This is a genomic window from Pseudomonas sp. Emmai (genome assembly GCF_055179735.1).
The window spans coordinates 3248551-3270929 of record NZ_CM143685.1 but is presented as its reverse complement, the minus strand read 5'-3'; the positions used below and the strand labels follow the sequence as shown (position 1 = coordinate 3270929).

The following is a 22379-nucleotide window of genomic DNA, read 5'->3' as shown; positions in this document are numbered from 1 at the left end:
AAACCTGCCCGTCGCTGGAACTTGTCAACTGTCAGGCGACAATGGTGTAGACGTGACTTTTCGACTGAGTTTTCGAGCCATCCGGATGTTTGACCACGAAGTAAAGCTCGACTCTTTCATTTGGGATTGGGGCCAGAAAACCGCCCCGTCTGAATTGCAGTGTAGCCTTCAGGTTTCCCTCGGTAATGACTGCGCTTAAACCAAAAAAAGTACCATGCGTCACATAGTGGACATAAGGGCGCACTTCCTGCCTGACGGCGCGTTCTGAAGGCTCAATAGAATATACATAACCCTCTTTGACGTACTTGATCGGGAGATTGCCCCCTAGAAGATATTTCTTATCAATAGACGGAGGGATAAGTTTTTCATCGATAGGTATCACCTCTAATGGTTCTACCGGTTCTACCGACGATTCTCTGAATTTTTCCTCATTCGACATGTTGATTCTCCTGTCATAAGCCCGTCTGGATACACAGGCAGTCAACCCATTCAACTAGCGCAAGCCACAGCCTGTCTACTGTCAGACTTGACAGGTCAGGGCTCATAAATTCGTAGCCAAAAGGTTTGCAGTAAACCTGAGCGGGGAATCGAACCTGGTTCCTGAATGCTGTAAAACCGGCCGTTCCGGCCTACCTTGTAGGATCCTGCCACAGGTTGCCGTTTGGTGATCCGATTTCCGGCACGTATGATGCATCACAAACTTCCGCAGATTAGAAGCCTATGTCCCTGATAGTTCTACTGCTTCTGCCTTTTATCGGCAGCTGTGTCGCGGCTTTGCTGCCACATAACGCGCGTAACACCGAATCGCTGTTGGCTGGTTTGGTTGCCTTGGTCGGCACCATCCAGGTCGCCCTCCTTTACCCGCAAATCGCCCATGGCGGCGTGATCCGCGAGGAGTTTTTCTGGCTGCCGAGCCTGGGCTTGAACTTCGTCCTGCGCATGGACGGGTTTGCCTGGCTGTTCTCGCTGCTGGTGCTGGGCATCGGCACGCTGGTGTCGCTGTACGCCCGCTACTACATGTCGCCGGACGATCCGGTGCCGCGGTTCTTCGCGTTTTTCCTGGCGTTCATGGGCGCCATGCTCGGGCTGGTGATCTCCGGCAACCTGATCCAGATCGTATTTTTCTGGGAGCTGACCAGCCTCTTTTCGTTCCTGTTGATTGGCTATTGGCACCACCGCGCCGATGCCCGACGCGGCGCCTATATGGCGCTGATGGTCACCGGTGCCGGGGGGTTGTGCCTGCTGGCGGGGGTCATGCTGCTTGGCCATGTGGTCGGCAGCTATGACCTGGACAAGGTCCTGGCCGCCGGCGATCTGATTCGCGCACATGCCCTCTACCCTATCCTGCTGCCCCTGATCCTGATCGGCGCCTTGAGCAAAAGCGCGCAATTCCCTTTCCACTTCTGGCTGCCCCACGCGATGGCGGCGCCGACTCCGGTTTCGGCTTACTTGCACTCGGCGACCATGGTCAAGGCCGGGGTGTTCCTGCTGGCACGGCTGTGGCCGTCGCTGTCCGGCAGTGAAGAATGGTTCTACATCGTCGGCGGGGCTGGGGCCTGCACCTTGCTGCTTGGCGCGTATTGCGCGATGTTCCAGAACGACCTCAAGGGCCTGCTGGCCTACTCGACCATCAGCCATCTGGGCCTGATCACCTTGCTGCTGGGCCTGAACAGTCCGCTGGCCGCCGTGGCCGCGGTGTTCCACATTCTCAACCACGCCACCTTCAAGGCCTCGCTGTTCATGGCCGCCGGGATCATCGACCACGAAAGTGGCACCCGAGACATCCGCAAGCTCAGCGGCCTGATCAAGCTGATCCCGTTCACCGCCACCCTGGCGATGGTCGCCAGCGCCTCGATGGCCGGTGTGCCGTTGCTCAACGGTTTCCTTTCCAAAGAGATGTTCTTCGCCGAAACCGTCTTCATCAACGCCACGGCCTGGGTCGAGATGGCCTTGCCGATCGTGGCGACCATCGCCGGTACGTTCAGCGTTGCCTATTCCCTGCGTTTCACCGTCGACGTGTTCTTCGGCCCGCCCGCCACCGACCTGCCGCACACCCCGCACGAACCGCCACGCTGGATGCGCGCGCCAGTGGAACTGCTGGTGTTCACCTGCCTGATCGTCGGGATTTTCCCGGCACAAGTGGTCGGTCCGCTGCTCGCGGCGGCGGCCCTGCCGGTGGTCGGCGGCACGCTGCCGGAATACAGTCTGGCGATCTGGCACGGCTGGAACGCACCGATGATCATGAGCCTGATCGCCATGTCCGGCGGCATCGTGCTCTACCTGCTGCTGCGCAATCAGCTCAAGCGCGGCCGCTTCAAATACCCGCCGCTGATTGGACGCTTCAACGGCAAGCGCCTGTTCGAGCGCTGCCTGGTGGTGATGATGCGCCTGGCCCGACGCCTGGAACGGCGGATCAGCACCCAGCGCCTGCAAACCCAGTTGTTCCTGATGGTGTTCGCCGCCGTGCTGGCCGGGCTGATCCCGATGCTCCACAGCAGCCTGAGCTGGGGCGACCGGCCGAAGATTCCGGGGTCGATCGTGTTCGTGATTCTCTGGCTGCTGGCGATCGCCTGTGCCCTCGGCGCCGCGTGGCAGGCCAAGTATCACCGTCTCGCCGCCCTGACCATGGTCAGCGTGTGCGGGCTGATGACCTGCGTGACCTTCGTCTGGTTCTCCGCGCCGGACCTGGCGCTGACGCAACTGGTGGTCGAAGTGGTGACCACGGTCCTGATCCTGCTGGGCCTGCGCTGGTTGCCACGGCGGATCGAAGAGGTCTCGCCGTTGCCGAGTACGCTACGCAAGGCACGCATCCGGCGTATCCGTGACTTGCTGCTGTCGAGCGTGGTCGGCGGCGGCATGGCGTTGCTGGCCTACGCGATGCTCACGCGCCAGACGCCCAACGACATCTCCTCGTTCTACCTCAGCCGCGCCTTGCCCGAGGGCGGCGGCAGCAACGTGGTCAACGTCATGCTCGTGGACTTCCGCGGCTTCGACACCCTCGGTGAAATCACCGTGCTGGTGGCGGTGGCGCTGACCGTGTTCGCCCTGCTCCGGCGTTTCCGTCCACCGAAAGAAAGCCTGCAATTGCCGGCCCAGCAGCGTTTGCTCGCGCCGGACGTGGTCACCGATCTGGTCAACCCGCGCCAGGCCAGCGACACCGCCCTCGGTTTCATGATGGTGCCGGCGGTGCTGGTGCGCCTGTTGCTGCCGATTGCCGTGGTGGTGTCGTTCTACCTGTTCATGCGCGGCCACAACCAGCCGGGCGGCGGGTTTGTCGCCGGGCTGGTGATGTCGGTGGCGTTCATCCTGCAATACATGGTCGCCGGCACGCAGTGGGTCGAGGCGCAAATGAGCCTGCGACCGCTGCGCTGGATGGGCACCGGGCTGCTGTTCGCCACGGTCACCGGGCTGGGAGCGATGGCAGCCGGGTATCCGTTCCTGACCACGCACACCTGGCATTTTGAACTGCCAGTGCTGGGCGACATTCACATCGCCAGTGCGCTGTTCTTCGACATCGGCGTCTACGCCGTGGTGGTCGGTTCGACCCTGTTGATGCTCACCGCCATCGCCCACCAATCGGTACGGGGCCACAAGACTGCAGCGCAGCCAAAAGCCGCTGGCCTGCCGAGATCCGTTGCCGCCAAAGGAGCCGTCTGATGGAAGAAGTCATCGCAATCGCCATCGGCGTCCTCGCGGCATCCGGCGTCTGGCTGATCCTGCGGCCACGGACGTTCCAGGTGGTCATGGGCCTGTGCCTGCTGTCCTACGGCGTCAACCTGTTCATCTTCAGCATGGGCAGCCTGTTTATCGGCAAGGAGCCGATCATCAAGGACGGCGTGCCCCAGGATTTGCTGCACTACACCGACCCGCTGCCCCAAGCCCTGGTGTTGACCGCCATCGTCATCAGCTTCGCCATGACCGCGTTGTTCCTGGTGGTGCTGCTGGCCTCCCGGGGCCTGACCGGCACCGACCATGTGGATGGCCGGGAGCCTAAAGAATGAATGCGATGACGCACCTGATCGCCGCGCCGATTCTGCTGCCGCTGCTGACCGCCGCGATCATGTTGATGCTTGGCGAGAAACACCGCCCGCTGAAAGCCAAGATCAACCTGTGCTCCAGCCTGATCGGCCTGGGCATTTCCGTGATGCTGCTGCAATGGACGCAAAGCACCGGCGTGCCCGGTTCCATTGGCGTGTACTTGCCGGGCAACTGGCAGGCGCCGTTCGGCATCGTGCTGGTGGTGGATCGCCTGTCGGCCATGATGCTGGTGTTGACCGGCATCATCGGTGTCAGCGCTCTGCTGTTTGCCATGGCCCGTTGGGACGGCGCCGGTTCAAGCTTCCACGCGTTGTTCCAGATTCAGATGATGGGCCTCTACGGCGCCTTCCTCACCGCAGACCTGTTCAACCTGTTCGTGTTCTTCGAAGTGCTGCTGGCCGCGTCTTACGGCCTGATGTTGCACGGCTCGGGTCGGGCGCGGGTGTCTTCGGGTTTGCATTACATCTCGATCAACCTGCTGGCCTCGTCGCTGTTCCTGATTGGCGCGGCGCTGATTTATGGCGTCACTGGCACCCTGAACATGGCCGACCTGGCGCTGAAAATCCCCCTGGTACCGGAAGCCGATCGCGGCCTGCTGCATGCCGGCGCGGCGATTCTGGCGGTGGCGTTCCTGGCGAAGGCCGGGATGTGGCCGCTGAACTTCTGGCTGGTACCGGCCTATTCCGCGGCCAGTGCGCCGGTGGCGGCGATGTTCGCGATCATGACCAAGGTCGGCGTCTACACCTTGCTGCGGCTATGGACGCTGCTGTTCTCCGGCCAGGCCGGGGCGTCCGCGTACTTTGGCGGCGACTGGCTGATCTACGGCGGCATGGCGACCATCGTCTGCGCAGCCGTGGCGATTCTGGCGGCGCAACGCCTGGAGCGCATGGCCAGCCTGAGCATTCTGGTGTCGGCGGGGATTTTGTTGTCTGCCATCGGTTTCGCCCAGCCAAACCTGATTGGTGCGGCGTTGTTCTATCTGGTGAGCTCGACGTTGGCGCTGAGTGCGCTGTTCCTGTTGGCCGAGTTGATCGAGCGTTCCCGTTCGGTCAATGAGATGCCGCTGTACGACGACGGCGACCTGCTGCCACGGCCAATGGAATCCCTGCAACCACCCAAAGGCATCAACCTCGACGACGAACAGAAAGCCGTGGTCGGCCAGGTGATCCCCTGGACCATGGCCTTCCTCGGTTTGAGTTTCATTGCCTGCTCGCTGCTGATCATCGGCATGCCGCCGCTCTCCGGGTTTATCGGCAAGCTGGGCTTGCTCAGCGCGCTGCTCAATCCGTTGGGCATCGGCCACAGCGGCGACGTGCCGATCTCAAACGCGGCGTGGGGCTTGCTGGCGCTGCTGATCCTGTCCGGGCTGGCCTCGCTGATTGCCTTCTCGCGCCTGGGCATCCAGCGTTTCTGGACCCCGGAAGAACGGCCATCGCCGCTGCTGCGACGTTTTGAATGCGTGCCGATCATCGCCCTGCTGGGGCTGAGCATTGCCCTGACCTTCAAGGCCGAACCGCTGCTGCGCTACACCCAGGCGGCGGCGGACGCCTTGAACAATCCGCAGCAGTACGTGATGGCGGTGCTCGCCACCCGCGCGGTCCCCAGCCCTGAAGCCAAGGCTGCGATGGCGGAGGTCCAACCATGAAACGTCTGTTTCCGGCACCGTGGTTGTCCCTGGCACTGTGGCTGTTGTGGCTGCTGCTGAATCTGTCGCTGAGCCCCGGCAACCTGCTGTTGGGTGCAATGCTCGGGTTCTGTGCACCGTTGATGATGCGCAAATTGCGGCCGCTGCCGATTCGCATTCGGCGTCCCGGGGTGATTGTGCGGCTGTTCTTCCTGGTCGGCCGCGATGTGGTGGTGTCCAACCTCGCGGTGGCCTGGGGTGTGCTCAACGCTGGTCGTCGGTCACCGCGCTCGGCGTTCATCAAGGTGCCGATGGACTTGCGCGACGCCAATGGCCTGGCCGCGCTGTCGATGATCTGCACGGTGGTGCCGGGCACGGTCTGGTCGGAACTGGCGTTGGACCGCAGCATTTTGTTGCTGCACGTGTTCGATCTGGACGACGAAGCGTCGTTTATCGAGCACTTCAAGACGACCTACGAGCGACCCTTGATGGAGATCTTCGAATGAGCGCCCTGCTGTCGAACGCGATCCTGCTGAGCCTGTTCATCTTTTCCCTGGCGATGGTGCTGACCCTGATCCGCCTGTTCAAAGGCCCATCGGCCCAGGATCGGGTGCTCGCGCTGGATTATCTGTACATCATCGCCATGCTGATGATGCTGACCCTGGGCATTCGCTATGCCAGTGACACTTACTTTGAGGCAGCGCTGCTGATCGCCCTGTTCGGCTTCGTCGGCTCGTTTGCCCTGGCCAAATTCCTGCTGCGTGGCGAGGTGATCGAATGACCGGCGAACTGTCATTGTGGATCGAGATTCCGGTGGCGATCCTGTTGCTGCTCAGCAGTCTGTTTGCGCTGATCGGTGCGGTCGGGTTGATGCGAATGAAGGATTACTTCCAGCGCATGCACCCGCCGGCCCTGGCCTCCACGCTGGGCGCGTGGTGCGTGGCGTTGGCGTCGATCATCTACTTTTCGGCGCTCAAGTCCGCGCCGGTGTTGCATGCCTGGCTGATACCGGTTCTGTTGGCGATCACAGTGCCGGTGACCACGCTGCTGCTGGCGCGGGCGGCGTTGTTTCGCAAGCGCATGGCCGGGGATGATGTGCCGGCGGAGGTGAGTAGTCGGCGGACCGAAAGTCAGGGTTAGGTCAACTATTTTTGGTGGTTGGGCGGGCCTCTTCGCGGGCAAGCCTCGCTCCTACAGGTCTTGTGTTGAATTACCAACCCCAACCTGTAGGAGCTCGGCTTGCCCGCGAAGCCTTTAAATCCAGGCCACGGCGAGCAACCCCGCCCCCAACACCACACACAACGGCGAATACGCCCAGGTATCGAGCCGGGCAAACGTGGAACCCTTGACCTGCTTGAAGAACCCCATCAGGTTCGAATCACCAATCGCCCGGGCAAACATCAGCATCGCAACCGCGCTGATCACCCATTGCAGCGACCAATGCTGCACCGTCGGCAAATACAGGCCGACCCGCAAACACACCAGCATCGCAATCAGCAGCAAACCCACCGCCACCAGCAACGTGGTAAAGCCCGAAGGCTTGAACGCGGGCGTTGATTCCCCTCCGCCCTCCCCGGGCACGCGCGGCACCGCCGCCTCGCTTCCCAACTTGCCACCTGCCGCCCAGTACAGATGAATCAGACTGATCAACAGGAAGATTGCAGCAATCCATTGCGCGACCATTAGGCTCATATTCAGACATCCAGCGTGAAATGTCGCAGCAGGATGAACTTCATCGAGCATTTTTGTAAGGGTAAATTTCATCGGTGGTGGTAAAGTGCCGCTCCATGAAATTCGCCCGAACCGATCGCACGTTGATAGCCTGGATGCTTTATTGCTGCGTCCTGTTCAACGTGTTCGCCTGCAGTATCGGTCACGGGCAGATGGTCGGGATGCAGCTCAATGGCCTCGGTGGCCAGTTCTGCGCCGTCGATCCGGCCACCCGGGCCCCGGTCTCATCGAACACTTCCGAAGACAAGCTGCCGACCCTGTCCAAGGCGTTTGGCTGCCCTCTGTGTTCCACCGGCGGCATGGGCCCGGCGCTCAACTCCAGCCTGACCCTGGCGATCCTGCCGCAACAGCACAGTCCGCCGCTGGCCGTCGTCGCCCATATCGATCTGCCCACCCGCTACACCTGGCCTTCGGCCAATCCCCGCGCCCCGCCTTTCGCCTGAGTTTTTTGCCTTTACCGATCAGCCCACTGCGCTAACGCGTGGCGTTTGCCTGTGCGCTGTTTCCTAGTCAAGCATTCGGGATTCATCGATGAAACATCTTCCTCTTTTGGCAAGCCTGTTCGGCTGCCTGTCCGCTAACACCTGGGCGCAATCCACCATCGACCTGGCGCCGATCACCATTGACGGTGAAGCCGGCAACGAACCGGGCCTGAGCCTCGATCAATCCAGCGGCATGGCCTCCCGCCTGGGCTTGAGTGTGCGGGACACGCCGGCCTCGGTGGCCATCGCCAACCGCAATGACATCGAGCGCCACGGCGCGCAGAACTTCCAGGACGCCGCCAACACCTTGCCCGGTGTCAACGCCAGCGCACCGCCGGGGTTCGGCGGATTCGTGTCCTATCGCGGTTTCACCAGCAGCCAGATCACCCAGATGTTCAATGGCATCAACGTATCGGGCGGCCTGGCGCGCCCGGTGGACGCGTGGATTTATGATCGGGTCGAACTGATCGGCGGCCCATCGTCATTGATCAATGGCGCCGGCTCCGTGGGCGGTTCGCTGAACTACGTGACCAAACTGGCGACTCGCGAGGAGCAAGCCGTCGAAGGCCGGGTCAGCTACGGCAGTTACGACACCACCGAGACCGCATTCGGCCTCAACCACGCCCTCAGCGAGGCCGGGGCGGACGTGCAGCACTATGCGCGACTCGACGTCAGCCACAACACCAGCAACGGCTACATCGACCGTCAGGAGCGCGATGCCTGGAGCGTGGCGTTCTCGTTGCTCAGCGATTTGACGCCCAACCTGTCCCACACCTTGGCTCTGGAGTACCAGGATGAACACGAGGACAGCCCCTACTGGGGCACACCGGTGCTCAACCCCAAGGCTGGCGAGTTGAAGATCGACAAACACAACCGCTTCAATAACTACAACGTCGAGGATGGCCGCTACGAGCAACGCACAATCTGGGTGCGCTCAATCATCGACTACCGGATCAACGACAGCACCACCCTGCGCAACACCCTGTACCACCTCGACAGCCAGCGCGATTACCGCAACCTGGAAACCTATCAGTACAACGCCGACAACAGCGCGGTGAACCGCTCCACGGCCTATCAGGTGCGGCATCAGGGCGAGCAGAACGGCAACCAGTTCGAGTTGCGCCACGACAACACATTGCTGGGGCTGGACACCACCTGGTCTGGCGGTTTCGAGTACAAGGTCAACCAGACCACCAACTCGCCGCTGAACGTCAAAGGCCCCAGCAGCGTCGATCCGAACAACTTCCAGCCGGGGCATTTCTACGACATCCCTGGCACCAATCCGAAGTTGATCAGCGATAAGACCAACGAGGTCACCACCAAGGCGCTGTTCGTCGAGAACCGTTTGGCGCTGACGGACAAACTGGCGCTGCTGACCGGCCTGCGTTACGACGACATCGACCTCGACGTGACCAACCACCGGGCGGTAACCGCCGCCAATCCTCGGCACCTCAAGCAAAGGTGGGAGCCGGTCACCGGGCGGGTTGGCCTGACCTACCAGTTCATACCTTCAGCCAACGTCTACGTGCAATACAGCACCGCCGCCGAGCAACCCAATGGCACCCAGGACTTTGATGTGTCCACCGGCAAGCAATGGGAAGTCGGCAGCAAGTTCGATTACCTGGACGGTCGCGGCTCGGCGACGCTGGCGGCGTACACCATCGAGCGCAAGGATTTCGCGGTGACCGATCCGCTGGATCCGACGTTGAGCATTCCAGTGGGTCAACAGACGTCGAAAGGCATCGAACTGGCGACGTCTTTCAGGATCACCGACAAGTTGCTGGCCGAAGGCAACTTCGCCTGGGTCGATGCACAATACGACGAGTTCACCGAGAAGAATGCGGCGGGCGTGGTGGTTTCGCGCAAGGGCAACACGCCGACCAACGTGCCGGACCGGGTCGGCAACCTGTGGCTGACCTATGACTTTGCGCCGCAATGGCAGGGAGGCGTCGATGCGCGGTATGTGGCGTCGGTGTTTGCCGACAACGCCAACACCATGACGGTGCCGTCATACACGTTGTTTGGCAGTTTCTTGAGCTACAAGGTTGACCAACACACCACCGTCACCGGCCGGGTGCGCAACCTGACCAACGAGGTGTATGCCGAGTTTGCGCATGTTTCGCCGGCGTATTACCTGGGCACGCCGCGTACCTTTGAGTTGGCCGTACAAACAAGGTTCTAAACACATCTGCTGTAGGAGCAAGGCTTGCCCGCGATGACGTCCGTGAGATCGCCATCGCGGGCAAGCCATGCGCCTACAGGGTATGCGCTCAATTCAGCGAGGCGCTGACCTTGTCCGCCACATCCTTCGGCACCCACGCCTGCCACACGTCCGGATGCGCCTTCATGAAAGCCTCGGCCGCCTGGCGCGGTGCCGTGTGCTTCTCACTCATCTCTGCCAGGGCTTTGTTCAACGGCTCGATCGGCAAATCGACCTTGGTGAAGAACGCCGCGATCTGCGGATATTGCTTCTGGAACGGCGTGGACACGCCAATCGACAGCTTGGACGCCAGGGAGCGGGTCGGTTTCGGATTCGGGTTGTCGGCGTCGGTCAGGGTTTTCCAGGCCTCGGCGTCAAACGGCGGCTCTTCCAGCTGGATCAGCTTGAACTTCCCGAGCAACGGTGTCGGTGACCAGTAGTAGAACAGCACCGGTTTGCCACGGCGGATCGACGAAGCAATCTCCGCATCCAGCGCCGCGCCGGAGCCGCTACGGAAGTTCACATAACTGTCGCTCAAGCCATAGGCCGTGAGTTTCTGCTTGTTGACCACTTCCGAAGTCCAGCCGATGGGGCTGTTGAGGAAGCGGCCTTTACCCGGACTTTCCGGGTCTCTGAAGACGTCCTTGTAGCGCGGCAGGTCGCTGACACTGCGCAAGTCCGGCGCCAGGGGCTTGATGCCTTTGGCGGGGTCGCCCTTGATCACGTATTCCGGCACCCACCAGCCTTCGGTGGCGCCCTTGACCGTATCGCCCAGGCTCACGACCTTGCCTTCGGCCTCGGCCTTGACCCACACCGGACTGCGCCCGGCCCACTCTTCGCCAATGACCTGGATGTCATTGTTGGCCAGCGCGGTCTCCAGGGTGATGGTAGTCCCTGGCAACGTGTCGGTCGGCAGGCCATAGCCTTTCTCGACAATGATCCGCAGGATATCGGTGATCAGACTGCCGCTTTCCCAGTTCAGGTCGGCAAAGTGAATCGGCGCCTGGGCGGCGAATACCGGGGTCGGCCCGGCCAACAAGCCAAACGTGGCCAGGGTAGCGGCCAACAACCGTCGAAGTCCTTTCATGCTTTTGCACCTCGTGCTTTCACAGCAATAGCAGGATGGCCTGACAGACAAGACCGCAAGCCTCTGAATACTCAGTCCACTGACTGTAGTAGAGGTTCCTGCTTTTTAGAGGCTGCAAGGTACAGGGATTACTTTTCAGAAGGTTGCTGCAAGCGCGCAAGCTCCCTTCGCACCATGCTGGCGTACTCCGCCGGGCGCAAGGTGTAGATCTGTGACGCCACCCAGGTCAGCCAACCGCCTTGCAGAATCGCCTTCTGGTCGAACAGGCGCTGGGCCTCGACCTGTGCACTGGCGAGGTTCTGCACATGGAAATCGGCGCGGGTCAGGGGCATTACTCGCTGGCCTTGAAGGTGATCAGTTCACCTTTGCGCCACTTCGCGGCCTTGGCGGTGACTGCCTTGAGGGTTTTGGTCAGGCCTTCCTGCAACTGCTGGTGGGCGGCGAACACCATCACCACGCTATGCCCTTCCTTGAACACGATGCCGTGGCCGTCGGCGGTGGTGACAAACGCGTAATCGCCCAGGCCGTAGACCGTCAGTTTGATTTCGCGGAACTTGATGTCCAGCTTGCCGCCTTCGCGACTGGGCAATACTGACGCGCTGAAATGATCGCCGACCTTGAGTTTCAGGCCGGGCTTGTCGTCCACAACAAGCGAGGCTTCGGTATCGATTTCGGCAATGTAGATGCCTTCGGCATTCTGTTCGGTGACATAGACAAAACGGGACTGAAACTGCTTAACCAACTTTGCCCGCAAATCACCCAGAACGAACAATGCGTGCATATCAAGATTACTTACTGCCAAGGAAACATCCCCACATCTGAAAATGATGCTGTACGCAGGAAAAACGCACAGCAGAAAAATGGCCATGGCGAAGGGTTGCCGAATGAGCCGGGTTGAGATCCTGAGCTGGGCTGAGCGCTCATCCATCGCGAGGTAAGTGAGATTACTGGATTGTCACCCGCGCCGTCCCCCCAGACGTTCGCCAAACGTTGAAGGAAAAAGCCCTTCTCGCGGCCAGAAAAAGCGGACTACTGACTTTAGGGAAAATTCTCACTAAGAAAAGCACTTTTCCGACATATCGCCGGTAAAAAATTGCTTTAGATGGATGCCAATCGCCAACCAGTGATGGCGATTCTAGAGCAGCGATGCTCGTCGAGACTACTCAAAACAACGGACACACGTCGGTTAACACACGAAAAGGACTTCTTATGTGCACGATGACCCACTTTACAAATCACTCCACACTTCACGCAAACAGCCCTGCCTCCCTGCATTCGACGGTGTTTCAAGCCTATGCCCTGCCCGATCAGGCGCTTGCCCTGCCGCGCTTTCAGGTTGTACCGGCCGGCAAGTCTTTCTTCCATATCAAGGAAACTTCCACCGGTCGTGTAAGAGGTTTCCGCACTGACCATAACGACGCCTGCGCCCTCGCCCGCGCACTGGCGGCGCACACCTGACGTCGATCATTGTATTTATCGCCAATGACGTTTCGTCACGCCGACGACTTAACTCAGCCGTCGGCCGACAACTACTGCCATACTGCACGCCCCATGAATTCCGGCCCCTCGGCGGACGGCGTTCAATACACCAGAACATTTCCAAGGGAAGGCAGCTACGTGACGGAATTTGATATCGGCGAATTTTTTATCCGGGGCGAAGCCAGAGAGGTCGAAGGCGAATTCCAGGCTGTCATTGTCATGCGCGCCAAACCACCCTTGACCACCGTGACCTACCACCAGGTCGAGAAGGATCGCTGGTTCAAAACCTCCGATGTCGCGGCCATCGCCGCCCAGGACGCCGCCAAGGCCCTGAAGCTGGCGGTCGATGACGGCGCCCTGAAAGCCTGATCCCGCATTGCCGTCTATGCTCTCCCCTGCTTTGAACCATCGCAATCGAACTCCTGACGCGCGGCCCCCTCAGATGCAGTGAAGCCGCCCCTCAGATCTCGCACTCGACGCGACCCGCAAGGAGATGAACATGGATTCACCGACCCACGACTTGAAAGGTTTGTTCGACCAGCTCGGCCTGGACTCCAGCGAAAAGGCCATCGACGACTTCATCGCCAGCCACTCACCGCTTCCCGACGACAAGAAACTGATTGACGCCGAGTTCTGGACCCCGCAACAAGCCGGGTTCCTGAAAGAACAACTGCGTGAAGACGCGGATTGGGCGCGGGTGGTGGATGATTTGAACTTGCGCATGCACCAGGTTCACTAGCCCGCAAGTCTCGAGTTGCTCTCCTGTGGCGAGGGGCTTGCCTGTGGCGAGGGGGCTCGCCCCCGTTGGGTCGCGAAGCGCCCCCCTGCAATCTGTCAGGTAAACCGAGTTACCTGGATCAACGACTGCTTCGCAGCCGAACGGGGTAATGCGGCATTCCGACAAGCCCCCTCGCCACAAAAGTCCTCCAGGCCACCACTATGAGTTAGCGCGGTTGTTCCGGTTTATAGCCCAACCGCAATCCACCCCAATGCCGGCCCTTGACCGTGATCGGCACCGACAAATCGTGCATCAACTCGCCGGTGTCGCGGGTGTAGGTCTGCAACAACACCGGTTGCTGATGGCTACCGCAACGAATACCCGTGCGGTCGGCAAACTTGCGCTTGGTGCGGTTCTGCATGGCGTCAACCTGCGCATCGCCGGTCAATGGCTGACTGAACACGGTGTTATGAGTCGGCACATAGCCCTGCTGCGTACAGGCGATGGCAAACACCAAGCCCTCATGCCGCGGTAGCAACGGCTCCTGGATCGGCGGCAGCACCTGATCGGTGTAACGGTCGAAACGGGTCTGGAACTTGGCCGGGCTGGTGTTGGGAATCGCCTGGTAATTGCGATCGAACAGGTCGTCGAGGCTGACGCGGCCCTGATCGATATCCGCTTCGAAGCGCGCAGCAATCTGGCTCGCCCCTTCACGGGCCAGGTCATATATCCGTTGGTGGTAGTCGTCCAGCCCGACTTCGGCCAGGCGTTCGCTGATGGTTTCAGCCTGGCCTTCCATCTGCACGGCAGCCTGGGCCAGACGTTGGGTTTGCTGGTCACTGATCGCCAGATCGCTGCGCATCTGCTCGATGGCATGGAACAGACTGTCCAGTTGCTCGCGGTTGGTTTCCGCGCCCCGGGCGATTTCTCCGACCTGATTTTCCACGCCGGCCGCCAGGCGGGCGATGTTTTCCAGATGCTGGCCGGTGTGTTCCACCTGTGCGACGCCAATGTCCAGATCACTGGAAAGCTGGCGGATCTGTTCCACCACTTGCGCGGTGCGCTGGTGGATGTCGGCGACCATCTCCCCGACTTCGCCCGTCGCCGTCGCCGTGCGCGCGGCCAGGCCACGAACTTCATCGGCCACCACCGCAAACCCGCGACCGTGTTCCCCGGCCCGGGCGGCTTCGATGGCGGCATTGAGTGCCAACAGGTTGGTCTGGCTGGCGATGGATTGAATCACCATCGTGACCCGCTGAATATCGTCACTGCGCAAGCTCAAGGCTTCGATCAGCTCACGGCTGTTACTGGCGCGCTGACTGAGCTGGTGCATGCGCGCAATCGACTCGATCAGTTCGGTGCGCCCGGCGGCACTGCTTTGATGGGCCTCGCTGGCCGCGCTCAAGGCTTCGCGGCTGAGGGTCGACGTTGCCTGCTCGGTGCTGATCATCACTTCGGCGTTGCTGACGATCCGCTTGGCCGCGTCGAGTTGCGATTGCACCTTCTCTGCCAGTTGCTTGACCGAAAAGGCCACGCCCGCTGCAGACAGCGCGTTGTGACTGGTGGTGTAGGAAAGGTCGCGGGTCAGCTCGGCGATGGCGCTGGCGTTGTCCGCAGGGGTTGAGTCGGGAATCGCGCGCGAGCGCAGGCGCGGCAACCAGACAATCAGCACGGCCACGGGCAGGCCGATATAAAGCGAGGCGCCGCCCAGGGACATGCCGCAGAGCAACAGCACCAGGGCGATGCTTTGCAAGGTCGGCGTCAACCAAAGGTTTTTTACCGCTGGCACGGGCGCAGGTATTGCCCCAACCAGAGATCCGTCTCTCGTCATCTTCGTCACCCCATGCGTCTTCTATTTGTTGTGACTGCATTAAACGCCACTAATGAGCCATTATCTATGGTCCGTTAGTCGTGGATCTTGCAGCAGGTCAATAGAAGTGCAGGGGTTTTGCGGACGGCAAAAAGCATCGCGGGCAAGCCTTGCTCCTACAGGAGCGAGGCTTGCCCGCGATGGGGGCGCTACGGAATCAGGCCTGACGCTGGTGCTTGTCGATCTGTTCGTGACGCTCTTGAGCTTCGATGCAGTACTTGGTGGTCGGGCTGATCAGCAGGCGTTTGAGGCCGATGGCCTCGCCGCTGTCATCGCACCAGCCGAAGCTGTCTTCTTTGATGCGTTCCAGAGCTTGTTCCAACTGAGGCAGCATGCGCTGGTCGCGATCGATCGCATTGACCAGCCAGGTGCGCTCTTCTTCAACGGAAGCCGCGTCGGCCGGGTCAGCCGGGGTGTCCAGGCTTTCGATGGCGATGCGGTTCTGTTCGATGCGCTCGTGGGTTTCGACTTTCATGTTCTGCAACAGCTCGGAGAAAAAAGCATGTTGCTCGGCATTCATGTAGTCATCCGCCGGCATGGCCAGCAACTTGTCCTTTGTCATTGATATCTCTATAAAAAAACGTGCATTAAGGCGAATTAGGGAGCGTTGCGCCGAACCTCGTTCGTCCGTCGCAAAGGCGCCATTTATTCCAAGCGCCACCCGGCACTCAATTTACGAGGGGCGGCAGTCTAAGGCCGACTTGAGGCCTCAGCAACTGAAAAGACAGCGAATTTGTCCGACAACACCCGGAAAGTGCTCTATGGCAGTCGTTGTGGTGGTCATCGGAGTGCGTTTATAGCAAGAAATTCAGTCCAGCGGCTGTATATAGAAGACAAACGGCAGCGCCACGCGGGTCAGGCGTGGCGCATTTTGCGAGTTGTTTCGACTTCAGCGCTTGAGTTTGCGCTTGTTGCGGTACTGGTCGATGACCACCGCCACCACAATAATCAAGCCCTTGATGATGTCCTGGATATACGCATCGACCCCGACAAAGGTAAAGCCGCTGGCCATGACGCCGAGGATCAGCGCGCCGATCACAGTGCCGGTAATGCGCCCGACGCCACCGGCCAGGCTGGTGCCGCCGATCACGGCGGCGGCAATCGCATCCAGTTCATAGGACATGCCCATCCCGGCCTGCCCGGTCGCGGCACGGGCCGAGGCCACCACGCCGGCCAGGCCTGCGAGCAACCCGGCGATGCTGTAGACGATCACCAGATGCCGTTTGACGTTGATCCCGGAGGTGCGCGCCGCCTGCATGTTGCCGCCGATGGCGTAGGTGTATTTGCCGTACTTGGTGTAGCGCAGGGCGATGTGGAAGATCACCGCCACCACCAGGAAGATGATCACCGGCATCGCGCCGTGGCCGATGGCGGTGTAGGAATCGGACAGCATGCTCACCGGTTGGCCTTCGGTGTAGTAGCGCGCCAGACCACGGGCCGAGACCATCATGCCGAGGGTGGCAATGAACGGCGGGATCCCGGTAACCGCAATGATGCTGCCGTTGATCGCCCCCGCCAGCAGCCCGACCCCGAGCCCGGCAATCACCGGGATCCACACGGGCAAGTCAGTCAGGGATGGAAACACCGCCCGGGCGAAATCCGAGGTCTGGGCCAGGCTGGCGGCAATCATCGCCGACAGCGCCAGCACTGAACCCGAGGACAGGTCGATACCGGTGGTGATGATCACCTGGGTCACGCCGATGGCCAGCAGGCCAATGATCGACACTTGCAGGATCATCAGCACCAGGCGCTGGGAGTTCATCAGGAAGCTCTGGTCGCGCACGATCCAGCCAAACACCTCAAACACCAGGCCGATGCCGATCAGCACCAGGAAGATGCTCAACTCGGTCGGAAAGCGCCGACGACTCTTGGTCGGTGCCGTTGCTGGCTTGTTTTCCAGTATCGCGTTCATAACCCATCACCCTTCTATCGCGTCGCCCGCGCTGACCGCAGCCAGCGCCGGCATCAATTAGTGAACCGCGGACATACCCGAGGCCAATTGCATCACCCGTTCCTGGGTCGCTTCGCTGCGGTCGAGGGTGCCCATCAGGTCGCCCTCGTGCATGACCATCACCCGGTCGCTCATGCCGAGCACTTCCGGCAGCTCCGAGGAAATCATGATCACCGCCATGCCTTCGCTGGCGAGGTAGGAGATCAGCCGATAGATCTCGGCCTTGGCGCCGACATCGATGCCACGGGTCGGCTCGTCGAGAATCAGGATCCGTGGATTGGTCATCAGCCAGCGCGCGAGCAGGGCTTTCTGCTGGTTGCCGCCGGACAAGGTGTCGATGCACTGCTCAAGCGACGGGGTCTTGACCCGCAGCTTCTTGCACATGTCTTCGCACAGCACCCGCAGGGCTTTTTGCTGGATGAAACCGTGGCCGGCGTAATGCGGCAGCACGGCCATTTCCATGTTTTCCAGCACCGACAGGCACGGGAACAGGCCGCTGAGCTTGCGATCCTCGGTCAATAGCGCAAAGCCCTTCTCGATGGCCATGTGCGGATCGGTGATGCGCACCACCTGGCCATCGAGGCGAATCTCGCCGCCGTCGCTGGGCGTGATGCCGAAAATCGCTTCGGCAACGTTGGTGCGCCCGGAGCCCATCAACCCGGCGAGCCCGAGGATCTCCCCGGCATGCAGGTCGAAGGACACGCCTTTGAAAATGCCGTCCAGTTTCAGGTCGCGCACCGACAGCAGCAGATCGCCAATCGGCTTCTCGCGCACCGGGAACAACTGGCTCAACTCGCGCCCGACCATCATCGAAATCAGGCTGTCGCCATCCATGCTGTCGGCCCGTTGCAGGCCGATGTAGGCGCCGTCGCGGAACACCGCCACTTCATCGGCGATGGCGAACACTTCGTTCATTTTATGGGTGATGTAGATGATGCCTTTGCCCTGGCTTTTCAGGTCGGCAATGATCGAGAACAGGTGCGCGACTTCCTTGTCGGTGATGGCCGAGGTCGGTTCGTCCATGATCAGGATGTCGGAGTCGTAGGACACGGCTTTGGCGATCTCGACCATCTGCCGTTCGGCGATGCTCAGGTTGCCGACCTGCTCTTCCGGATCGAGGTTGATGCGCAAACGTTCCAGCAGCGCGGCGGTGCAGCGGTGCATTTCCCGGTGATCGACCATGTGCAGGCCATTGAGCTGCTCGCGGCCGATCCAGATGTTCTCGGCGATGCTCATGTGCGGCATCAGGTTGAGTTCCTGGTGGATCATCGCGATCCCGGCCTGGAGCGCCGCCAGCGGTGTTTCGAACACCACTTTCTGCCCGCGAAGGCGCAGTTCGCCGGCGTCCGGCTGGTAGATGCCGGCGATGATTTTCATCAGGGTCGATTTGCCCGCGCCGTTCTCGCCCATCAGGGCCAGCACGGAACCGGGGCGCACGCGCAGTTGCACATCGGACAAGGCAATCACACCGGGAAAACCCTTGCTGACGTTGATGATCTCCAGCAGGTACGGCTCATCGACAGGTGTTGCGGTTGGCTGGATCCCCGCCAACGGGGTGGCGCTCGAAGCAGTCGCTGAAGCGAACATGATCAGGTACTCCATCAGCAAGGTCGCGGTGGCCACCTTGCGTGCTTATTGTTGTTATTGAGCGGACGAGCTATTTGAAGGTGTCGACGTTTTGCGGGGTGATCAGGCGGTACGGCACCCAGACGTTCTGTTCCACGGGTTCGTTCTTGGCCATTTTCACGGCGGTGTCGATGGAACCGTCGGCCTGACCTTTCGCGTCCTGGAACACCGAGACCGTCATGTTGCCTTTCTTGATCGCGTTCAAGCCGTCCGGCGTACCGTCGACCCCGGCGATCAGCACCGTGCCTTTGTCGACCCCGGCCTGATTCAGGGCCATCGCCGCGCCAATCGCCATTTCGTCGTTGTTGGCCACCACCGCGTCAAACTTGCGGCCCTGGGTCAGCCAGTCGTTAACCAGGGTCATGCCCTTGTCACGCAGCCAGATACCGGTTTGCTCTTGCTCGACCTTGATGTTCGGGTACTTGGCCAGCACCTCTTTGACGCCTTTGGTGCGGTTGGTGGTGGAATTGTTGGCCAGGTCGCCGAGCAGAATCACGATGTCACCCTTGCCGCCCATTTTGTCGGCCAGGTATTGCATCTGCATCTCGCCGGCCTCCATGTCATTGGACGCCACGGTGACCACGCCTTTGGGCAGTTTCAGGTCATCCGGGCGGCGGTTGACGTAGACCAGCGGAATGCCAGCCTTGACGGCGGCTTCGGTGATTTTTCGGGTGGCGGCGGTGTCCACCGGGTTGACCACGATGGCATCGACTTTCTGGCTGATGAAGCTTTCGACCTGGCTGAGCTGCTTGACCACGTCGCTGCGGGCATCTTCGAATTGCAGCTGCACGCCGTCGGGGTAGGACTTGGCTTTCTTGTCCATGGATTCGCGCAGGTAGGTCAGCCAGGTGTCGTCGAACTGAGACATGCTCACGCCGATCTTCATATCGGCCAAAGCAGCGCCGCTGGTGAACATCAGGGAGAGAGCAAGGGCGGTGAAACGGATCTGGGTCTTCATGAAAAGTCTTTCTCCACATTCTTGTTGGTTTTATGGATATGGCGTGACGATTTCAGTGAGCAGATAACAGTGAAACGTGGCGCGAGGCAGGTCGCTGGAAATGACTCTATTGGAATATAATTTCTATATCAACTCATTTTAGAATTTTATTCTGATTTTATTCCACGGTGGTCGAACAGGCCCAAATCCACCACTTGCCGGCGCTCGGCACTCAAGCGTGCAGCGTCCAGAACACGGGTGGTCGCCAGTGCATCACGGGCCTCGACCGGCAGTGGGCCACCGCTCTGTAACGCGGTTTGTAGCTGTAAATAGAACTGGTTCCAGCAGCCACGTTCGGAGGGAACGCGTTCGCGCACCTCGCCTTGTTCGAACCAGCCCCAGTTCCGGTGTTCCTCGACGCCCCAGCGTTCACCTTCGGATTTTGGTGAGAGCCCGGCCAGCGCCAGGGCCTCCTGCCCGTCCAGCCCATCGACGCTGTAGCAGCCCTGGGTGCCGGTGACTCGAAAGCGAGGGCCGGGGGTGTTTTGCAGGCAACTGCCGCCCAAGTGTGAAATCACACCGCTGGCGTGGGTCAGGGACATAAAGAAGCCGTTGTCGAAGGCCTGGCCTTTTTCCAGGTATTCCAATTCGGCGTAGACCTTGGTGACCGGGCCGAACAGCAACAACGCCTGATCCACCAAGTGGCTGCCGAGGTCGCGCAGGAAACCGCCGCCGCTGCCGTTGTTCACCGCGTGCGGCGAGTAGCGTTCGATCCGCGATTCGAAGCGAGTGACCTGCCCCAGCGCGCCGGACTCGATGAGCTTGCGCACCGTGAGGAAGTCCGAATCCCAACGCCGGTTCTGGTAGACGCTGAGCCGCACGCCCTGACGCTCGGCCATGGTGATCAGGGTTTGTGCCTGTTGCGCATCGGCGGCGAACGGTTTGTCGCTGACCACCGCCACGCCGTGCTCGATGCCGTCGAGCACCAGCGCCGGGCGACCCTTGAGCGGCGTGGACACCACCAGCACGTCGATCCCGGCTTCCACCAGTTGGCCGATGCTGTCGAAGGCCGGCACGCTGGGGTGTTCGGTGGCCAGCAACTGGCGGCGCTCCGGGGAACGGGTGACCACGCCCACGAACGTGGCGCCCGGCAGGCTGCTGAGCAGCGGAGCATGGAAAAACCGGCCGCCATGGCCGTAACCGACAAGTCCGATACGCATGATTCAACTCCTTCTTGATCGTTCCCACGCTCTGCGTGGGAATGCATCAATGGACGCCCTGCGTCCGCTTTGGGACGCGGAGCGTCCCGGGCTGCATTCCCACGCGGAGCGTGGGAACGATCGGTTACAGGGTAATGTGGTGGTCGTTAGCGGCAGAGTTCGCTTTCTTATCGACCATCTTGCCCAGGGACAGGGTGCGGTACATGTAGGGGTCTAGTGCAATGCGCATATGCTTGTTCTCCTTCACCTGACGCTGATCGTTCCCACGCTCTGCGTGGGAATGCCGCCATGGACGCTCTGCGTCCGCTCTTGGGACGCGGAGCGTCCCGGGATTCATTCCCACGCGGAGCGTGGGAACGATCAGCGGTTAGCCGTAGAAGTGTGGGCGGTCTGGCAGGCTGACTTTGACGATCTGGCCGTTGTTCTGGGCTTCGATGCACGCGTCTGCCGCGACGGCGGCGGCGAAGCCGTCCCATGCTGATGGACCGCCCACCTGGCCTGCGCGAACACCATCAATGAAGGCCTGAAGTTCAACGTCATACGCGGCAATAAACCGATCCTTCCAGTCCATCAGAATCGCATTCGACAATTTCGCGCCACTGCGCAATTGCACCTGTTGCGGCTCCGGCAACTTGGCAATGCCGGTCTCCCCCACCACTTCGCACTGGATGTCGTAGCCGTACTGGCAATTGACGAAAACCTCCACGTCGATCCGCGTGCCCTTGGCCGTTTCCAGCAGCACGATTTGCGGGTCTTTCAAATGCGCGAGGGCTTTGCTGGATTTGCGTGGAAACACCACTTGCACCGAAACGTAGTCGTCGTCGAGCAACCAGCGCAGCACGTCCAGTTCATGGATCAGGGTGTCGGTGATGGCCATGTCGGTCTTGTAGTTTTCGCCCACGGTCGGGTTGCGGTGGGCGCAGTGCAGCATCAGCGGTTCGCCGATCTGGCCGCTGTCGATCACTGCTTTGAGGGCGCGATAACCTTCGTCGTACGGGCGCATGAAACCGACCTGCACCAGGCGTTTGCCGTGGGCCACTTCGGCCTCGACGATCTTGCGGCAGCCTTCAGCAGTGACCGCCAGGGGCTTCTCGCAGAACACCGGTTTGCCCGCGGCAATGGCGGCCAGCACGAACTCTTCGTGGCTCGGGCCCCAGGAGGTGACGAGGATGGCCTCGACTTCCGGCGCTTTGATCAGCGCGTGACCATCGGGGTAGACCTCGGCGGTCAGCTTCAGGTCGGACACGATTTTCGCCGCTTGCTGCAAGTTGATGTCGGTGACGGCAACCACCTGGCTATTGAGCAAGGTCTGGCTGCAACGACGGATATGGTCCTGGCCGATGGCCCCGGTGCCAATCACTCCAAGCTTCAAAGACATAAAAATCTCCTGCGAAAAATTGTTGTTGGTTTCAGGGG

Annotated in this window: 23 protein-coding genes and 1 pseudogene; 11 read left to right on the top strand and 13 right to left on the bottom strand. The window is 60.7% G+C overall.

The window, feature by feature from the left end; translation table 11 throughout:
• Positions 1-31: 31 nt before the first annotated feature.
• Entirely contained in the window at positions 32-439 is a 408-nt protein-coding gene (locus tag ACY4LX_RS15100; RefSeq protein ID WP_463260405.1) for a hypothetical protein, read from the bottom strand.
• A gap of 281 nt (positions 440-720) precedes the next feature.
• Here ACY4LX_RS15100 and ACY4LX_RS15095 point away from each other — a divergent pair, with 281 nt between their 5' ends.
• The 6 genes from ACY4LX_RS15095 to ACY4LX_RS15070 are packed head-to-tail and all read left to right on the top strand — an operon-like array spanning position 721 to position 6802.
• Positions 721-3657, top strand: a complete 2937-nt coding sequence (locus ACY4LX_RS15095) for a monovalent cation/H+ antiporter subunit A (protein WP_463260404.1) — start codon at positions 721-723, stop codon at positions 3655-3657.
• Entirely contained in the window at positions 3657-4001 is a 345-nt protein-coding gene (locus tag ACY4LX_RS15090) for a Na+/H+ antiporter subunit C (RefSeq protein ID WP_007986256.1), read from the top strand. The genes ACY4LX_RS15095 and ACY4LX_RS15090 overlap by 1 nt, the downstream gene beginning before the upstream one ends.
• Entirely contained in the window at positions 3998-5683 is a 1686-nt protein-coding gene (locus ACY4LX_RS15085; protein WP_149658370.1) for a monovalent cation/H+ antiporter subunit D, read from the top strand. Before ACY4LX_RS15090 ends, ACY4LX_RS15085 begins: the two co-directional genes overlap by 4 nt.
• A complete protein-coding gene (locus tag ACY4LX_RS15080) occupies positions 5680-6168 on the top strand; it encodes a Na+/H+ antiporter subunit E (RefSeq protein WP_463260403.1) in 489 nt (162 codons plus the stop codon). The genes ACY4LX_RS15085 and ACY4LX_RS15080 overlap by 4 nt, the downstream gene beginning before the upstream one ends.
• Positions 6165-6443, top strand: coding sequence for a K+/H+ antiporter subunit F (locus ACY4LX_RS15075; protein WP_133836076.1), 279 nt, complete (start codon positions 6165-6167; stop codon positions 6441-6443). The genes ACY4LX_RS15080 and ACY4LX_RS15075 overlap by 4 nt, the downstream gene beginning before the upstream one ends.
• Positions 6440-6802 carry a Na+/H+ antiporter subunit G gene (locus ACY4LX_RS15070; protein WP_463260402.1) on the top strand — a complete coding sequence of 121 codons (363 nt, stop codon included), beginning with the start codon at positions 6440-6442 and terminating at the stop codon, positions 6800-6802. The genes ACY4LX_RS15075 and ACY4LX_RS15070 overlap by 4 nt, the downstream gene beginning before the upstream one ends.
• 114 nt (positions 6803-6916) lie before the next feature.
• Here the strand turns inward: ACY4LX_RS15070 and ACY4LX_RS15065 are convergent, their stop codons facing one another.
• Entirely contained in the window at positions 6917-7354 is a 438-nt protein-coding gene (locus ACY4LX_RS15065) for a DUF3995 domain-containing protein (protein WP_149658373.1), read from the bottom strand.
• Positions 7355-7449: 95 nt separating this feature from the next.
• Here ACY4LX_RS15065 and ACY4LX_RS15060 point away from each other — a divergent pair, with 95 nt between their 5' ends.
• Together ACY4LX_RS15060 and ACY4LX_RS15055 are read left to right on the top strand one after the other, a co-directional pair.
• Complete coding sequence (locus ACY4LX_RS15060) at positions 7450-7836, top strand: DUF2946 domain-containing protein (RefSeq protein WP_463260401.1); 387 nt, start codon at positions 7450-7452, stop codon at positions 7834-7836.
• Positions 7837-7924: 88 nt separating this feature from the next.
• Positions 7925-10057, top strand: a complete 2133-nt coding sequence (locus tag ACY4LX_RS15055) for a TonB-dependent receptor (protein WP_463260400.1) — start codon at positions 7925-7927, stop codon at positions 10055-10057.
• Between the two features lie 88 nt (positions 10058-10145).
• Here ACY4LX_RS15055 and ACY4LX_RS15050 read toward each other — a convergent pair whose 3' ends face one another.
• The 3 genes from ACY4LX_RS15050 to ACY4LX_RS15040 form a co-directional block, all read right to left on the bottom strand.
• On the bottom strand, positions 10146-11162 hold the full coding sequence (locus ACY4LX_RS15050) for an ABC transporter substrate-binding protein (protein ID WP_463260399.1): 1017 nt from the start codon (positions 11160-11162) through the stop codon (positions 10146-10148).
• Between the two features lie 128 nt (positions 11163-11290).
• On the bottom strand, positions 11291-11494 hold the full coding sequence (locus tag ACY4LX_RS15045) for a hypothetical protein (protein WP_149658377.1): 204 nt from the start codon (positions 11492-11494) through the stop codon (positions 11291-11293).
• Complete coding sequence (locus ACY4LX_RS15040) at positions 11494-11964, bottom strand: hypothetical protein (protein WP_149658378.1); 471 nt, start codon at positions 11962-11964, stop codon at positions 11494-11496. Before ACY4LX_RS15040 ends, ACY4LX_RS15045 begins: the two co-directional genes overlap by 1 nt.
• A 407-nt stretch (positions 11965-12371) precedes the next feature.
• Here ACY4LX_RS15040 and ACY4LX_RS15035 point away from each other — a divergent pair, with 407 nt between their 5' ends.
• From ACY4LX_RS15035 to ACY4LX_RS15025, 3 genes are all read left to right on the top strand, one after another.
• Positions 12372-12620, top strand: coding sequence for a hypothetical protein (locus tag ACY4LX_RS15035; protein WP_463260398.1), 249 nt, complete (start codon positions 12372-12374; stop codon positions 12618-12620).
• Between the two features lie 159 nt (positions 12621-12779).
• Positions 12780-13010 (top strand): hypothetical protein, encoded by a 231-nt coding sequence (locus ACY4LX_RS15030; RefSeq protein WP_149658380.1) that lies wholly within the window; start codon positions 12780-12782, stop codon positions 13008-13010.
• Between the two features lie 130 nt (positions 13011-13140).
• Complete coding sequence (locus ACY4LX_RS15025; protein ID WP_054052826.1) at positions 13141-13380, top strand: DUF2789 domain-containing protein; 240 nt, start codon at positions 13141-13143, stop codon at positions 13378-13380.
• A gap of 205 nt (positions 13381-13585) precedes the next feature.
• Here ACY4LX_RS15025 and ACY4LX_RS15020 read toward each other — a convergent pair whose 3' ends face one another.
• From ACY4LX_RS15020 to iolG, 8 genes and pseudogenes are all read right to left on the bottom strand, one after another.
• Positions 13586-14809: a methyl-accepting chemotaxis protein gene (locus ACY4LX_RS15020; protein ID WP_463260600.1), complete on the bottom strand. Its 1224-nt coding sequence runs from the start codon at positions 14807-14809 to the stop codon at positions 13586-13588.
• A 577-nt stretch (positions 14810-15386) separates the two neighbouring features.
• The gene (locus ACY4LX_RS15015) at positions 15387-15791 is read right to left on the bottom strand and encodes a TraR/DksA family transcriptional regulator (protein WP_007907888.1); all 405 of its coding nucleotides are present in this window, start codon (positions 15789-15791) and stop codon (positions 15387-15389) included.
• 327 nt (positions 15792-16118) lie between these two features.
• Positions 16119-17141, bottom strand: coding sequence for an ABC transporter permease (locus ACY4LX_RS15010; protein WP_054052830.1), 1023 nt, complete (start codon positions 17139-17141; stop codon positions 16119-16121).
• A gap of 57 nt (positions 17142-17198) precedes the next feature.
• Complete coding sequence (locus tag ACY4LX_RS15005; RefSeq protein WP_463260397.1) at positions 17199-18767, bottom strand: sugar ABC transporter ATP-binding protein; 1569 nt, start codon at positions 18765-18767, stop codon at positions 17199-17201.
• Positions 18768-18837: 70 nt separating this feature from the next.
• Positions 18838-19764: a sugar ABC transporter substrate-binding protein gene (locus tag ACY4LX_RS15000; protein ID WP_149658384.1), complete on the bottom strand. Its 927-nt coding sequence runs from the start codon at positions 19762-19764 to the stop codon at positions 18838-18840.
• A 146-nt stretch (positions 19765-19910) separates the two neighbouring features.
• Positions 19911-20963 (bottom strand): Gfo/Idh/MocA family protein, encoded by a 1053-nt coding sequence (locus ACY4LX_RS14995; RefSeq protein ID WP_463260396.1) that lies wholly within the window; start codon positions 20961-20963, stop codon positions 19911-19913.
• 160 nt (positions 20964-21123) lie between these two features.
• Positions 21124-21192, bottom strand: a pseudogene (locus ACY4LX_RS14990) (AP endonuclease); the annotation flags it as partial.
• A gap of 138 nt (positions 21193-21330) precedes the next feature.
• Positions 21331-22341, bottom strand: coding sequence for a bifunctional inositol 2-dehydrogenase/D-chiro-inositol 1-dehydrogenase (iolG, locus tag ACY4LX_RS14985; protein WP_463260395.1), 1011 nt, complete (start codon positions 22339-22341; stop codon positions 21331-21333).
• Positions 22342-22379 lie beyond the last annotated feature (38 nt).

Excerpts from the sequence above, each read along its gene's own strand:
- ACY4LX_RS15100 (WP_463260405.1), bottom strand. The coding sequence starts at position 439 with ATGTCGAATGAGGAAAAATTCAGAGAATCGTCGGTAGAACCGGTAGAA.
- ACY4LX_RS15095 (WP_463260404.1), top strand. The coding sequence starts at position 721 with ATGTCCCTGATAGTTCTACTGCTTCTGCCTTTTATCGGCAGCTGTGTC.
- ACY4LX_RS15090 (WP_007986256.1), top strand. The coding sequence starts at position 3,657 with ATGGAAGAAGTCATCGCAATCGCCATCGGCGTCCTCGCGGCATCCGGC.
- ACY4LX_RS15085 (WP_149658370.1), top strand. The coding sequence starts at position 3,998 with ATGAATGCGATGACGCACCTGATCGCCGCGCCGATTCTGCTGCCGCTG.
- ACY4LX_RS15080 (WP_463260403.1), top strand. The coding sequence starts at position 5,680 with ATGAAACGTCTGTTTCCGGCACCGTGGTTGTCCCTGGCACTGTGGCTG.
- ACY4LX_RS15075 (WP_133836076.1), top strand. The coding sequence starts at position 6,165 with ATGAGCGCCCTGCTGTCGAACGCGATCCTGCTGAGCCTGTTCATCTTT.
- ACY4LX_RS15070 (WP_463260402.1), top strand. The coding sequence starts at position 6,440 with ATGACCGGCGAACTGTCATTGTGGATCGAGATTCCGGTGGCGATCCTG.
- ACY4LX_RS15065 (WP_149658373.1), bottom strand. The coding sequence starts at position 7,354 with ATGAGCCTAATGGTCGCGCAATGGATTGCTGCAATCTTCCTGTTGATC.
- ACY4LX_RS15060 (WP_463260401.1), top strand. The coding sequence starts at position 7,450 with ATGAAATTCGCCCGAACCGATCGCACGTTGATAGCCTGGATGCTTTAT.
- ACY4LX_RS15055 (WP_463260400.1), top strand. The coding sequence starts at position 7,925 with ATGAAACATCTTCCTCTTTTGGCAAGCCTGTTCGGCTGCCTGTCCGCT.
- ACY4LX_RS15050 (WP_463260399.1), bottom strand. The coding sequence starts at position 11,162 with ATGAAAGGACTTCGACGGTTGTTGGCCGCTACCCTGGCCACGTTTGGC.
- ACY4LX_RS15045 (WP_149658377.1), bottom strand. The coding sequence starts at position 11,494 with ATGCCCCTGACCCGCGCCGATTTCCATGTGCAGAACCTCGCCAGTGCA.
- ACY4LX_RS15035 (WP_463260398.1), top strand. The coding sequence starts at position 12,372 with ATGTGCACGATGACCCACTTTACAAATCACTCCACACTTCACGCAAAC.
- ACY4LX_RS15025 (WP_054052826.1), top strand. The coding sequence starts at position 13,141 with ATGGATTCACCGACCCACGACTTGAAAGGTTTGTTCGACCAGCTCGGC.
- ACY4LX_RS15020 (WP_463260600.1), bottom strand. The coding sequence starts at position 14,809 with ATGATCAGCACCGAGCAGGCAACGTCGACCCTCAGCCGCGAAGCCTTG.
- ACY4LX_RS15015 (WP_007907888.1), bottom strand. The coding sequence starts at position 15,791 with ATGACAAAGGACAAGTTGCTGGCCATGCCGGCGGATGACTACATGAAT.
- ACY4LX_RS15010 (WP_054052830.1), bottom strand. The coding sequence starts at position 17,141 with ATGAACGCGATACTGGAAAACAAGCCAGCAACGGCACCGACCAAGAGT.
- ACY4LX_RS15005 (WP_463260397.1), bottom strand. The coding sequence starts at position 18,767 with ATGTTCGCTTCAGCGACTGCTTCGAGCGCCACCCCGTTGGCGGGGATC.
- ACY4LX_RS15000 (WP_149658384.1), bottom strand. The coding sequence starts at position 19,764 with ATGAAGACCCAGATCCGTTTCACCGCCCTTGCTCTCTCCCTGATGTTC.
- ACY4LX_RS14995 (WP_463260396.1), bottom strand. The coding sequence starts at position 20,963 with ATGCGTATCGGACTTGTCGGTTACGGCCATGGCGGCCGGTTTTTCCAT.
- iolG (WP_463260395.1), bottom strand. The coding sequence starts at position 22,341 with ATGTCTTTGAAGCTTGGAGTGATTGGCACCGGGGCCATCGGCCAGGAC.